This window comes from Neoroseomonas soli (assembly GCF_018129065.1).
Taxonomy (GTDB): domain Bacteria; phylum Pseudomonadota; class Alphaproteobacteria; order Acetobacterales; family Acetobacteraceae; genus Neoroseomonas; species Neoroseomonas soli.
The window spans coordinates 1-11846 of record NZ_JAAEDM010000108.1; the positions used below are offsets into that span (position 1 = coordinate 1).

General features: G+C 71.2%; 12 protein-coding genes. 2 read left to right on the plus strand and 10 right to left on the minus strand.

The genetic code is table 11. The annotated features are described in order from the left end of the window. Nucleotides 1-649: phytoene/squalene synthase family protein (locus tag GXW76_RS22910; protein WP_211864462.1), on the minus strand; the 649-nt coding region annotated here is incomplete at its 3' end. Between the two features lie 125 nt (nucleotides 650-774). On the opposite strand from GXW76_RS22910, the gene GXW76_RS22915 reads away from it, so the two are divergent. Beyond that, complete coding sequence (locus GXW76_RS22915) at nucleotides 775-1416, plus strand: superoxide dismutase (protein ID WP_211864463.1); 642 nt, start codon at nucleotides 775-777, stop codon at nucleotides 1414-1416. A gap of 199 nt (nucleotides 1417-1615) precedes the next feature. Here GXW76_RS22915 and GXW76_RS22920 read toward each other — a convergent pair whose 3' ends face one another. Further along, the gene (locus GXW76_RS22920; RefSeq protein ID WP_211864464.1) at nucleotides 1616-3436 is read right to left on the minus strand and encodes a hybrid sensor histidine kinase/response regulator; all 1821 of its coding nucleotides are present in this window, start codon (nucleotides 3434-3436) and stop codon (nucleotides 1616-1618) included. A 365-nt stretch (nucleotides 3437-3801) separates the two neighbouring features. Continuing rightward, complete coding sequence (gene yajC, locus GXW76_RS22925) at nucleotides 3802-4149, minus strand: preprotein translocase subunit YajC (protein ID WP_211864465.1); 348 nt, start codon at nucleotides 4147-4149, stop codon at nucleotides 3802-3804. A 91-nt stretch (nucleotides 4150-4240) separates the two neighbouring features. Here yajC and GXW76_RS22930 point away from each other — a divergent pair, with 91 nt between their 5' ends. After that, nucleotides 4241-5104 carry an ATP-binding protein gene (locus tag GXW76_RS22930; protein ID WP_211864466.1) on the plus strand — a complete coding sequence of 288 codons (864 nt, stop codon included), beginning with the start codon at nucleotides 4241-4243 and terminating at the stop codon, nucleotides 5102-5104. Between the two features lie 65 nt (nucleotides 5105-5169). Here GXW76_RS22930 and serS read toward each other — a convergent pair whose 3' ends face one another. The 7 genes from serS to GXW76_RS22965 all read right to left on the minus strand — a co-directional run bounded on the left by serS (nucleotide 5170) and on the right by GXW76_RS22965 (nucleotide 11739). After that, entirely contained in the window at nucleotides 5170-6438 is a 1269-nt protein-coding gene (gene serS / locus GXW76_RS22935; RefSeq protein ID WP_211864467.1) for a serine--tRNA ligase, read from the minus strand. Nucleotides 6439-6513: 75 nt separating this feature from the next. Next, nucleotides 6514-7257, minus strand: coding sequence for a twin-arginine translocase subunit TatC (tatC, locus tag GXW76_RS22940; RefSeq protein WP_211864472.1), 744 nt, complete (start codon nucleotides 7255-7257; stop codon nucleotides 6514-6516). 55 nt (nucleotides 7258-7312) lie between these two features. Continuing rightward, on the minus strand, nucleotides 7313-7837 hold the full coding sequence (gene tatB, locus GXW76_RS22945; RefSeq protein ID WP_211864468.1) for a Sec-independent protein translocase protein TatB: 525 nt from the start codon (nucleotides 7835-7837) through the stop codon (nucleotides 7313-7315). 84 nt (nucleotides 7838-7921) lie between these two features. Further along, complete coding sequence (locus GXW76_RS22950) at nucleotides 7922-8968, minus strand: ABC transporter ATP-binding protein (RefSeq protein ID WP_211864469.1); 1047 nt, start codon at nucleotides 8966-8968, stop codon at nucleotides 7922-7924. A 230-nt stretch (nucleotides 8969-9198) separates the two neighbouring features. Continuing rightward, nucleotides 9199-10293 carry an SMC-Scp complex subunit ScpB gene (gene scpB, locus GXW76_RS26065; protein WP_272876133.1) on the minus strand — a complete coding sequence of 365 codons (1095 nt, stop codon included), beginning with the start codon at nucleotides 10291-10293 and terminating at the stop codon, nucleotides 9199-9201. After that, nucleotides 10277-11035 (minus strand): segregation and condensation protein A, encoded by a 759-nt coding sequence (locus GXW76_RS22960; protein WP_211864470.1) that lies wholly within the window; start codon nucleotides 11033-11035, stop codon nucleotides 10277-10279. The genes scpB and GXW76_RS22960 overlap by 17 nt, the downstream gene beginning before the upstream one ends. Next, nucleotides 11032-11739 (minus strand): site-2 protease family protein, encoded by a 708-nt coding sequence (locus GXW76_RS22965; protein ID WP_211864471.1) that lies wholly within the window; start codon nucleotides 11737-11739, stop codon nucleotides 11032-11034. Before GXW76_RS22965 ends, GXW76_RS22960 begins: the two co-directional genes overlap by 4 nt. Nucleotides 11740-11846 lie beyond the last annotated feature (107 nt).

Here is an 11846-nt window from a genome sequence, read left to right on the forward strand (position 1 = left end):
CGGCGAGCGCCGCCAGCCCTTCCGCCGCCATCTCCCGCAGCAATGCTGCAAGCGGCGCGGCGCGGGGCGCGGCGGTGACGGCCGCCGCATCCAACCCGGCCGCCGCCAGCCGGTCACCCGGAAGCAGGCAACGGCCCTGCGCCGCATGCGCCCCGACCGAGCGCAACACGCCCGCGAGGCCATAGGCGGCACCGAGGGCGCGCAGCACCTCGGCTTCGTCAGCACTCGCGCCCAGCGCGCGGCCTGCCACCGCCGACCAGCCGCCGGCCGTGCCACGCAGCCAGGCGACGAAGGCTTCCTCGGTGGCGAGGCCGTCCTCCTCCGCCTCCGCCTCGCGCGCATCGACCAGCGCCAGAAGGCCCTCGGGGTCGAGCAGGCCTGCGGTGATCGCCGCGTGCAGCGGCTCCGCGACCTCGTGCCGGCGCGGCGGGCGGCCGGTACCCGCCTCCTCCACCGCATCGCGCCACCATTGCAGGCGGATCAGCGCGGCCATGGGGTTGGCCGCGGCTTCCCGCGCGCGGGCGAGTTCGTGGTTCAGGGCGATCAGGGCGAAGATCGCTTCGCGCTTCTCCGCCGGCGCGAACAGCGCGCAGAGGTAGCGATCCGGATCATGGCTGCGCGCGAAGGCGCCGATGGGGGACAGGCTCACGCCATCCGTATGCGCGAGGCGGCGGCGTGACGGAACCCCGGCGCGCGGTTGACGCGCATCATGCCCCCGGCCTACCTCGGTCCGTGGCGCGGCCCGCGCTTCGTCCGACACACGGGAGAGACCCCATGGCCTTCAGCCTTCCCCCGCTGCCCTATGCGACCGGCGCGCTCACCGCGACCGGCATGTGCCAGGAGACGCTCGAACTCCACCACGGCAAGCACCACAACGCCTATGTCACTGCGCTGAACGGCTTGGTCGAGAGCAAGGGCCTCGCGGGCAAGTCGCTGGAGACGATCTGCGCCGAGGCGGGCAAGGCGGGTGCCGATGGCCTGCCCGTGCTGAACCAGGCCGGCCAGCATTGGAACCACTGCCTGTTCTGGCAGGTGATGGCGCCGGGCGGCGCGCACGGCGAGAGCGTCCCGGCCGCGCTGGCCGCGAAGATCGACAGCGACCTCGGCGGCCTCGCGGCGTTCAAGGAAGCCTTCAAGACCGCCGGCGCGACGCAGTTCGGCTCCGGCTGGGCGTGGCTCGTCATCGGCACCGACGGCAAGCTGAAGGTGACGAAGACGCCGAACGGCGCGAACCCGCTGAGCACCGGCGAGGGCCAGCCGATCCTCGGCTGCGACGTGTGGGAGCACGCCTACTACCTCGACTTCCGCAATGTCCGCCCGAACTACCTGGCGAACTTCCTCGACAAGCTGGTGAACTGGGACGTGGTCGCCGGCCTGCTCACGAAGGGCGGCTTCACTGCGGGCCAGTCGGCCTGATTGCACGAAGGGAGGGCCGAGGCCCTCCCTTTCCACCCGGACCGCCGGAAGGGCAGCCCGTCCGGCGCGTTCGCCTCCAGGACGATGGGCGGGGGGCTGGAGCGGTTTCCGTTCGCCGCGGCTCACGAACACCGCTCCAGGCCTTTGTTTTTTCCGAGTATCTTCACCCGATCAGTGATTCCACTGATCGGGATCTGCTCTAGGCCCGGACGCGGGTCGCCTCCGCGATGGCGCCAAGCAGGCCGTCCCGGTCGATGGGCTTCGCGACATGGCCGTCCATGCCACTGTCCAGGCAGGCGCGCACCTCGTCGGGCGCGGCCTCCGCGGTGACCGCGAGGATCGGCACGCGCCTCGCCGCCCCCGGCAGGGCACGGATGCGGGCGGTGGTGGCGAAACCGTCCATGCCGGGCATGTAGACATCCATCAGCACCACGTCGGGCAGTGGCCCGCGCTCGATCGCGGCGACCGCGGAAGCGCCGTCGGCGAAGGTGTCCACCCTGTGTCCCGCCTGGGTCAGCAGTGCCTCCGCCACCATCCGGTTGGCCGCGATGTCGTCCACGACGAGGATCCGCAGGCTGTCGGCCGCAGGGGCAGGTTGCGGTGCCGCGGCCTGCATCGGCACGGGCAGTGTCGCGGCGGCGAGCGGCAGTTCCACGCTGAAGCAGCTCCCCACCCCGCCCGGGCCCGGCGCATATGACACCTTGCCGCCCATCGCGTGCGCAAGCGCGGCGGTGATGGCGAGGCCGAGGCCCGTACCCTCCATCCCCGCCGCGTCGGCGCCCATGCGCTCATAGTCCTGGAAAAGCCGCTCGCGCAGTTCCGGCGGGACGCCGGGGCCGTTGTCCGTGACAGCGAGGGCCAGTCCGGCCGGGCCCGAGCGGGCCGAGAGGCTGACCTCTCCCCCTTCCGGCGTGAACTTCACCGCATTGCCGAGCAGGTTCAGCAGGATCTGCCGGACCCGGACCGGGTCGGCCAGCACGGCGGCGGGCACGGGAGGAAAGAGCCGCAGGCTGAGCACGATGTCCTTCGCAAGCGCGGCCGGGCGGGCGAGTTCGACCGTCTCCTCCAGCAGGCCGCGCAGATCGACCGGCCGAGGGGCCAGTTCCAGCCGGCCGGCCTCGACGCGTGCCAGGTCGAGAACGTCGTTCACGATCGCGACCAGGTGCCGGCCGGCGCGTTCCAGCGTCGCCGCGTGCTCGCGCCGCGCCGGATCGAGCCCCGGGTCGCGCGCGAGCAATTGCGCCATGCCGAAGACGGAATTGAGCAGGGTGCGCAGCTCGTGGCTCATGCGCGCCAGGAAGCGCGATTTTTCCGCGCTCGCCTTCTCGGAAGCATCGCGCGCCGCCGCCATCGCGGCGATCGAACGCTGCTGGGCCTGTTCCTTCGCGAGCGCCACCAGGAACAGCGAGATCCCGACGATGACGACGACGGCTGCCAGGGAGACGAAGGCGAACCAGGCCGACGCCGTCGGCAGCTTGGTCGCCTCAGGCTCGGCGGGCGACAGCAGGAGCAGCGGCGCCCGCATGACATGCAGAAGCGCGTTGAGGAGAAGCAGGGCGACCAGCGGCCGGCGTGACGGCAGGCTTCGGCTGACCTGCCCGATCCACAATTCCCGTGCCGCCGCGACGCAATATGTCGCGATGATGAGGGACATGAGGAGGACCCGCGCCGGGAAGTCGGCGTAGAAGGCGGGGACCTGGCATGCGGCCAGCCATGCTGCCGCGCCGAGGAGGCAGACGACAGGGCGCGGCGGACGCCGTTCGAACTGCCTCATTCCGCTCCAGACGAGCCCGTAGCCAAGCCCGATCAGCGCATTGGCGACGTCGATCGAGATCCGGTCGGCGATATGTCCGCGGCTGGACAGCAGGACGCTCCCGATCGCTCCCACGAGATAGGCGATGCCGATGGTCGCGAGCGCGCGCTGCTCCCGGTCCTGTCGCCAGAGCCAGAGCTGCATGCAGCCCAGCAACAGGGTGAGCAGGCAAGCGATCGTAAAGATCGAGGGAGGGTGAATCAGCATGCGAAAGTACCAGGAAATCCCGACCGGATTTCGCAATGGGGGCCAAAACCCCCAACACTTCCTTTCCGGGACACATCCGCGTGTCTGGGCACCACATGGTCCCCCTGCCTACAGGCCCGGGAACAATGACCCAGGATGGAGAGCGCCGGCCCATTCGCGGGGCCGTGCGATGGGCGGCAGCGGCCAAGCCAACGCCCGAGACTTCGCCGCATGGGGCGATGCCGGGGAAGCCAATCAGCCCGGCAACGACGTTCCTGGCGCCGCAAGGCGCGCGCCACGCGGCCGCCGCGGGCGGCGGCAGGCCCGGCCCCTCACCTGAAGACGGGGGCCGAGCCGGTCGATGGTTCAAACGACCCGGGACGCCCTCAGGCCGCGTCGTTGGCCGCCTGTGGGCGGATGACGCTGGTGATGGTGCCGCGCACGATGGTCACGCGCACGTTCGGCGCGATCTCGGCCTCGACCTCGTCGGAGCCTTCCTTGACCTTGGTGATCGTCGCGACGATGCCACCCGCCGTGACCACGCGGTCATTGCGCTTGAGCTGGGTGAGCATCTCCCGATGATCCTTCATCTTCTTCTGCTGCGGGCGGATCAGCAGGAAATAGAAGACGACGAAAATCAGGACCAGCGGCAGCAGCTGCATGGCGATGCCCGCGGCACCGCCGGCGGCGGCATCCTGGGCATGGGCGGTCGAGATCCCGAAGGGGGTCCACATGAGGCGTTGTTCCGTCTTTCGGCGTGAAGGCGCGGAACCTAGCCGCCCACCCCTTCCCGTCAATAGCATCCCGCCCTATTCCGCCAGGACCATGGATGACGCCACCCTTCTCCCCGCCCTGACCCGCATCGCCGAGGCGCTCGAGCGCCTGGCCCCGCCGCCCGCCGGCTCGCTGGACCTGTCCACCGCGGATGCCTTCGTGTGGCACCCGGAACCGCGCCCGCGCCTCGCCCCCGTGCCGAAGGTCGCGGCCGTGCCGATCGGCCTGCTGCGCGGGGTGGAACGGCAGAAGGACCTGCTGCTCGAGAACACGCTGCGCTTCGCCCGCGGCTTCACCGCCAACAACGCGATGCTCTGGGGCGCGCGCGGCACCGGCAAGTCCTCCCTCGTCAAGGCCGCGCATGCCGCGGCGAATGCCGAGATCCCCGGCAGCCTGGCCCTGATCGAGATCCACCGGGAGGACATCAGCACCCTGCCCGACCTGCTCGGCCAGGTGCGCCTGCAGCCGCGGCGCTGCGTCGTGTTCTGCGATGATCTTTCCTTCGAGAAGGACGACGCCGACTACAAGGCGCTGAAGTCCGTGCTCGACGGCGGCATCGAGGGGCGGCCGGAGAACGTCCTGTTCTACGCCACCTCCAACCGCCGCCACCTCATGTCCCGCGACATGATCGAGAACGAGCGCAGCACCGCCATCAACCCAGGCGAGGCGGTGGAGGAGAAGGTCTCGCTCTCTGACCGCTTCGGCCTCTGGATCGGCTTCCACAATGCCGACCAGGACACCTTCTTCGCCATGATCGAGGGCTACGCGGCCTATTTCGGCCTGTCCGTGCCGCAGGAGGACCTGCGCGCCCAGGCGGTGGAATGGTCGGTGACGCGCGGCGGGCGCTCGGGGCGCGTGGCGTGGCAGTTCATCCTCGACCTCGCCGGCCGGCTCGGGGTCAAGATCGCGGCGTGAGCGATGCACCACGCGGGGACGCGGATGTCCGCATCCCCGCCTTGGCGGGACGTTGACGGTCCAGCTCAGCCGATCCGGCTGACCCCGCCCATGAAGGGCAGCAGCACGTCCGGCACGCGGATGCTGCCGTCTTCCTGCTGGTAGGTCTCCATCACCGCGATCAGCGCGCGCCCCACGGCGACGCCCGAGCCGTTCAGCGTATGGAGGAAGAGGTTCCCCTTCCCCTCCTTCGGCTTGTAGCGCCCGTTCATCCGCCGGGCCTGGAAATCGCGCGTGTTGGAGCAGGAGGAGATCTCCCGCCACGCCTGCTGCCCCGGCAGCCAGACCTCGAGGTCGTAGGTTCGCGCCGCGCCGAAGCCGGTGTCGCCCGCGCACAGGAAGACCCGCCGCCAGGTCAGGCCGAGATCGGTCAGCACGCGCTCCGCGCAGCGCGTCATGCGCTCGTGCTCTTCGGCGGACTGCTCGGCGGTGGTGATGGAGACCATCTCCACCTTCAGGAACTGGTGCTGGCGCAGCATGCCGCGCGTATCGCGCCCGGCGCTGCCGGCTTCCGAGCGGAAGCACGGGGTCAGCGCGGTCAGGCGCATCGGCAGGTCGGCCTCCGCGAGGATCTCGCCCATCGCGAATCCGGTCAGCGGCACCTCGGCGGTCGGGATCAGCCAGCGGCCGTCCGTGGTGCGGAACAGGTCGTCCGCGAATTTCGGCAGCTTGTCCGTGCCGTAGGCGACGGCATCGTTCACCAGCAGCGGCACCGAGGCCTCGGTGTAGCCATGCGCCTCGGTATGGAGCGAGATCATCCAATGGCCGAGCGCGCGCTCGAGCCGCGCCAGCGCGCCCTTCAGCACGGTGAAGCGGGCGCCGGCCAGCTTCGCGGCGGTGGCGAAATCCATCAGGCCGAGCGCCTCACCGAGCTCGAAATGCTGCTTCGGCAGGAAGGGATAGGCCGGGATGTCGCCGTGCTGGTGCAGCACGACGTTGTCGGCTTCCTCGCGCCCTTCCGGCACCTCGGCATCGAGGATGTTGGGCAGGATCTCGAGCAGCGCGACCTGGTCGCGCTCCGCACCGGCGGCCGTCGCCTCGAGCGCCGCCATCTCGTCGCGCAGGGCCACGGCCTCGGCTTCCAGGGCAGCGGTGTCGCCGCCCTGGCGCTTGGCCATGCCGATCTCCTTGGCGATGGCGTTGCGGCGGGCCTGCTTCTCCTGCAGCGCGGTCTGGGCCGAGCGGCGCGCCTCGTCGTGCTTCAGGATGGCGGCCGAGACGGCCTCCAGCCCCCGCCGCGCCATCGCCGCGTCGAATCCCGCGGGGTCTGCCCGCACCGCCCTGATGTCATGCATCGTGAAATGCCCCTCGAACCGAGCCGGAATAGCCTGGGAGCGCGGAGCGCGCGACCGGCGCGCCCCGCGGCGGGATCAATTCTCGTCGCGCTTCGGCGCCACCCAGCGCGCCGCGAAGATCGAGATCTCGTAGAGCGCGATCAGTGGGATCGCGAGGCCGATCTGGCTGATGATGTCCGGCGGCGTGATCACCGCGGCCACCACGAACATGATCACGACCGCGTAGCGCCGGCCCTTGCGCAGCGTCTCCACGTTCAGGATGCCGATCTTGACCAGCAGCGTCAGCAGCACCGGCAACTGGAAGGCGACCCCGAAGGCCAGGATCATGTGCATCACGAGCGAGAGATACTCGCCGACCTTCGCCTCGAGCTGGATCGGGATGCCGCCGGAACCGGGCGGTGTCTCGAAGGAGATGAAGAATTTCCAGGCCAGCGGGAAGATGAAGTAGTAGGCGAGCGCCGCCCCCATCACGAACAGGAAGGGCGAGGCGATCAGGAACGGATAGATCGCCCGCTTCTCGCTGCGATAGAGACCCGGGGCGACGAACATCCAGAGCTGCGTCGCCCATATCGGGAAGGAGAAGAACACCGCGCCGAAGAAGGCGACCTTCAGGTAGGTGAAGAACGCCTCGTAGAGCGCGGTGAAGATCATCCGCCGCTCGCCGCCCGACTGCTGCGCCAGGATGTTGGCCAGCGGCTGGGCGAGGAAGCCGTAGATCTGCTGCGAGAAGTAGTAGCAGACCGCGAAGGCGATGATGAACGCGCTGACGGACCACAGCAGCCGCTGACGCAGCTCCTTCAGGTGGTCCATCAACGGCATCGGCTTGTCGTCGATGGTGTCTTCTTCGGGAGTGAGGGGCAAAGCAGCCTGTCCCTTAGACGCTCGGAGTGGCGGTGGGCTTCGGCGGCTCGGTGGACGGCGGCACGAAGGCGGGGGCGGCGGAGGGCGCGGGCGCAGGCGGCTCGGGCAGCGGCGGCGGCGGGGGCGGCGCGGACCAGCGCGCCACCTCGGGCGGGACGAAGGCGGGCGCGTTCTCGGGCACCGGCGGGGGTTCCCAGGCCGGCGGAGGGGTGTAGGTGCTGCCGCCCGCCATCGGGTCGTCGAAGGCCTTGCGCACGGACCCGTCGGCGTCCACCGCCTTTTCGATCGTGCCCTTGATGTCGAGGTTGCGGATGTCGCTGATGGTGCTGCGCACCTCGGCGATCTGGTTGCGCACGTCGTCGAGCTTGGCCTCGCGCACCAGCTCGTCAGCCTGCTGCTGGAATTCCCCCACCTTGCGGCGGAGGGTCTGGATGCCCTTCGCGACGCCCTTGATGGCGTCGGGCAGGTCCTTGGGCCCGATGACGACGAGCGCCACCACGGCAATCAAGGCGATCTCGGACCAGGCCAGGTCGAACATGCGCTCCCTTCCCCCGGCTCAGTGCGCCTCGGGGGACGCCCCGTTAGCAGGAAGCCGGCAAGCCGCCAATGCGGCCACGTCTATCTAGGTAGTCTCGGGTGGAAAGACGAAGGCCCGTTCGGGGTCCATCGCGACCGTTACGCGCTCGCCACGCGCAAGGCGGCGGCCGGGTGGCAGCCGGGCATGGAGATGCAGCAGGCCGCCCATCCCGTCCGGCAGGGCGAGGTGCACCATGGTGGTGGAGCCGAGCAGCCGGCAGGCCTCGACCTCCGCTTCCCGTGCATTCTCGGCGCCGAGGCGCAGCCCCTCGGGGCGGATCAGCACTTCGACCGCCGTGCCGTCGGCGATCCCGGCGGCCGGCAGGGCGCCAAGCGCGGTTTCCGCCTGGCCTTCGCGCACGCGGCTCGGCAAATGGTTCACCTCGCCGAGGAAGGTGGCGACGTAGCGATCCACCGGGCCGAAATAGAGCGCCTCGGGCGGCCCGAGTTGCAGGATCCGGCCCTCGCGCATCAGGGCGATACGGTCGCCCATGAACATCGCCTCCTCCGAATCGTGCGTCACCAACAGGGTGGCGATGCCGGAGGTCTGCAGGACATGCAGCGTGTCGTCCCGCACCTGTTCCCGCAGGCGGGCGTCGAGGCTGGCGAAGGCTTCGTCCAGCAGCAGCACGGAGGGCCGGGGGGCAAGCGCGCGGGCCAGCGCCACACGCTGCTGCTGCCCGCCCGAGAGCATGTGCGGAAAGGCGTTCTGGTAGGATTCGAGCCCGACTCGCGCGAGCGCATCCATCACCCGCCAGCCGCGTTCCCCCTTGGGGGCGAAGCGCAGGCCGAAGGCGACGTTCTCGGCCACCGTCAGGTGCGGGAAAAGCGCATAGTCCTGGAAGACGAAGCCCACGCCGCGGCGTTCCGGCGGCACGTCCCGCCCCGGCTCGGCGATGACCTGGCCGCCGAGTTCGATCCGGCCCGCCTGCAGCGGCTCCAGGCCCGCCGCGAGGCGCAGCAGCGTCGTCTTGCCGCAGCCCGAGGCGCCGAGCAGGCAGACGATCTCCCCCGGCGCGACCGAAAGGTCGATGCCGCGCAGCACCTCATGGGCGCCATAGGCGTGGTGGATGTCGCGGAAGACGAGAGTCACGCGTTGTTATGCCCTCAAACGCCGGGCGGCGGCCATCCGGGTCCCCCAATCGCGTTGCGCTGCAACGCGATTGGGCCCCGTCCGGCCGCCTTGGCTTCGCGCGGCCTTGGCGCATTGGCGGCGGCGGGTGGTCGCGCGCGGTCGCGCCGTGCGCTCCCGGCCCGAGGCCGGGCCTCGGGCCGCAGGTTTGCGCGGGTGGGCCGGGCGGTCGTCCATGCGTGGCAGGTGCGTCATGAGGCGGCGCCGGATGGGGTGTCGGCGGCCGGCGAGGTGGGCGCGTCATCCGCTGCCGCGCGGGGGGGGTGTTCCTCGTTGGCAGCCGGTTCGGCGGAGGTCGGCTCCGCCGGCGGGGCGGGCTCGTCATCCCCGGACTCGGGGGGCAGTGGTTCCTCGTCCGGTTCCGCTTCGGCGGCCGGCTCGGCGGGCGCGGGCTCTGCCGGCGGGGCGGGTCGTCCGGGCCGGGCCGTGAGGCTTGGCAGCGGCAGGGCGGGGCCGGTCTCGGCTGTGACCAGTTCCTCCTTGCGCGGCAGGTCGGACAGCGCCTTCAGTGCGAACTGCTCGAGGAACTTCGGCGTCGTCCCCCAGAGGGTCGGCCGCCCGGGCACTTCCCGGCGGCCTCGCGGGGCGATCAGGCCGAGTTCCAGCAACGCCTCGAGCGTCGTCTGCGCGAGGCTGGCGCCGCGGATCTCCTCGATCTCGCCGCGCGTGCAGGGCTGGTGGTAGGCGATGACGGACAGCGCCTCCATCGCCGCGCGCGGCAGGCGGCGCGGGGCCTGGACCACCTTGGTCAGCCGCTGCGCCAGGTCGGGCGCGGTGCGGAAGGCCCAGCCGCCGGCGACCTCGGTCAGCACCACGCCGCGCCCCTCGCAGGCGGAGAAGAGCGCCGCGGCGACCATGGCGGCGGAAAGGCCCTCGGGCAGCACGTTGGCGAGGACCGCCGGGGTGACCGGACGGTCGGAGGCGAAGATCAGCGCCTCGGCGATGCGTACGCCCTCGGCGAGCAATGCGGGGTCGGGTTCGCCATCGTTCGTGGCGGGCGCCGCGGCTTCGGCAGCGAACGTGCCGGCTGCAATGGTTTCCGGATCGGCAGGTTCGGGTTCGGGTTCGGGTTCCGCGGGAATGTCCGGCGCCGGGGCGTCATGGCCGGCGGGGTCCGGCGTCGCGGCGTCGGGCCCGGCGGAGGCCAAGGTCCCGGGGGCCGCCGGTTCGGCACCGTCCGCCGGGACATCCACACTCGTCGCCACGGCGGGCCCGCGCATCGCCTCCCCGGCCGGTTCCGGCGCCGGGGCGGGCCGCTCGCCCGCCTCCTCAGGCCGTCCGTTCATCCGATGTCCCTTCTTCCGTCCGGCGACGGACGAGGATGGGGCCGAAGGCCTCCTCCTGGCGCATCTCGATCCCGCCGCCGCGGGCCATCTCCAAGCCTGCCACGAGCGTGCTGGCAAGGGCCGCGCGGCGTTCCAGCGGGTCCAGGATGGTATCCGGCAGGAAACCTTGCAGCACCGACCAGGAAGGCAGCGCGCCGACCAGCCGGGTCAGGCGGTCCAGCGCTTCCTGCACCGTGAACAACTTGCGCGGCTTCGGGCGGTACGGACGGCGGGCCAGGGCGCGCCGGCGCGCCGCCACATAGGCCTGCAGCAGCGACGGCAGGTCGGCATGGAGGCCGGAACGGTCCTCGACGCGCAGGCTCTCCGGCGCGCCGCGGGCGAAGACGTCGTGGCCCAGCCACGGCCTGCGGTTCAGCCACAGCGCGGCGGCGCGCATGCGTTCCAGCTCCGCCAGCCGGTCGGCGAGTTGTTCGGCCAGTTGCTCGGCGTCCTCGCCCTCGGCCTCCTCGGGCGGCACCAGCAGGCGGGATTTCAGCCAGGCAAGCCAGGCCGCCATCACCAGCCAGTCGGCGGCGAGTTCCAGCCGCACCCGCCGCGCGCCCTCGATCACCGCGAGGTACTGGTCCACCAGCGCGAGGATGGAGATCTTCGCGATGTCCACCTTCTGCGCGCGGGCGAGTTCCAGCAGGAGGTCGAGCGGGCCCTCGAACCCCTCCAGGTGCAGTTGCAGCGATTCGCTCATGGCCCTGCCCCGTGTCCGGTCACCAGGATCAGGAAGCTGTAGACCGGCGCGACCACATGGCGCACGAACCACGTCATGGGGTCCCAGGCCGGCAGCGCCATGGGCAGCAGGAACAGGAACAGGATCACGATCATCAGCCCGTAGGGCTCGAGCCGCGCCAGCGCGATGGCCGGGGCGCGCGGCAGGATGCCGACCATGATGCGCCCGCCGTCCAGCGGCGGCAGGGGCAACAGGTTGAACAGGCCCAGCACCAGGTTCGCGACCATCGAGAGGACGATGAAGCGGAGGAGGAACTCGGTGAGGTCCGGCCCCATCATCTCGTCCCCGGCGAGCACGAGATGCCCCAGCAGCGCGGCCGAAACCGCCAGCACGGCATTGATTCCCGGCCCCGCCGCCGCGACCAGCACCATGCCCCAGCGGGGGTTGCGCAGCCGCCAGACGTCCACGGGCACGGGCTTGGCCCAGCCGAACATCGCCTCGACCCGTCCGATGGTCAGCAATTGCCCGAGCACCATCAGCCCCGGCAGCAGCAGCGTGCCCACCGGATCGACATGGCGCAGCGGATTGAGGCTGATCCGCCCCGCCCGCTTCGCCGTGTCGTCGCCGAGGGCCAGCGCGGCATAGCCGTGCGCGGCCTCGTGCATCGTGATCGCGAGCACGGCGGCGAGCACCGCCGCCGCCGCTTCCGGCAGCCAGTCGGGCATCAGGCCTCCCGGGCAGTCGGATCGGCGCCGGCGGAGGCCACGGCGCGGGCACCCAGCGCCGCATCGCGCAGCGCGCGCAGCCGGGCCGGGTCGCGGCCACGGAAGGC

Coding starts and splice junctions, on each gene's coding strand:
- GXW76_RS22965 (WP_211864471.1), bottom strand. CDS start 11,739: ATGCCCGACTGGCTGCCGGAAGCGGCGGCGGCGGTGCTCGCCGCCGTG.
- GXW76_RS22960 (WP_211864470.1), bottom strand. CDS start 11,035: ATGAGCGAATCGCTGCAACTGCACCTGGAGGGGTTCGAGGGCCCGCTC.
- tatB (WP_211864468.1), bottom strand. CDS start 7,837: ATGTTCGACCTGGCCTGGTCCGAGATCGCCTTGATTGCCGTGGTGGCG.
- GXW76_RS22915 (WP_211864463.1), top strand. CDS start 775: ATGGCCTTCAGCCTTCCCCCGCTGCCCTATGCGACCGGCGCGCTCACC.
- GXW76_RS22930 (WP_211864466.1), top strand. CDS start 4,241: ATGGATGACGCCACCCTTCTCCCCGCCCTGACCCGCATCGCCGAGGCG.
- GXW76_RS22920 (WP_211864464.1), bottom strand. CDS start 3,436: ATGCTGATTCACCCTCCCTCGATCTTTACGATCGCTTGCCTGCTCACC.
- yajC (WP_211864465.1), bottom strand. CDS start 4,149: ATGTGGACCCCCTTCGGGATCTCGACCGCCCATGCCCAGGATGCCGCC.
- tatC (WP_211864472.1), bottom strand. CDS start 7,257: ATGCCGTTGATGGACCACCTGAAGGAGCTGCGTCAGCGGCTGCTGTGG.
- scpB (WP_272876133.1), bottom strand. CDS start 10,293: ATGAACGGACGGCCTGAGGAGGCGGGCGAGCGGCCCGCCCCGGCGCCG.
- serS (WP_211864467.1), bottom strand. CDS start 6,438: ATGCATGACATCAGGGCGGTGCGGGCAGACCCCGCGGGATTCGACGCG.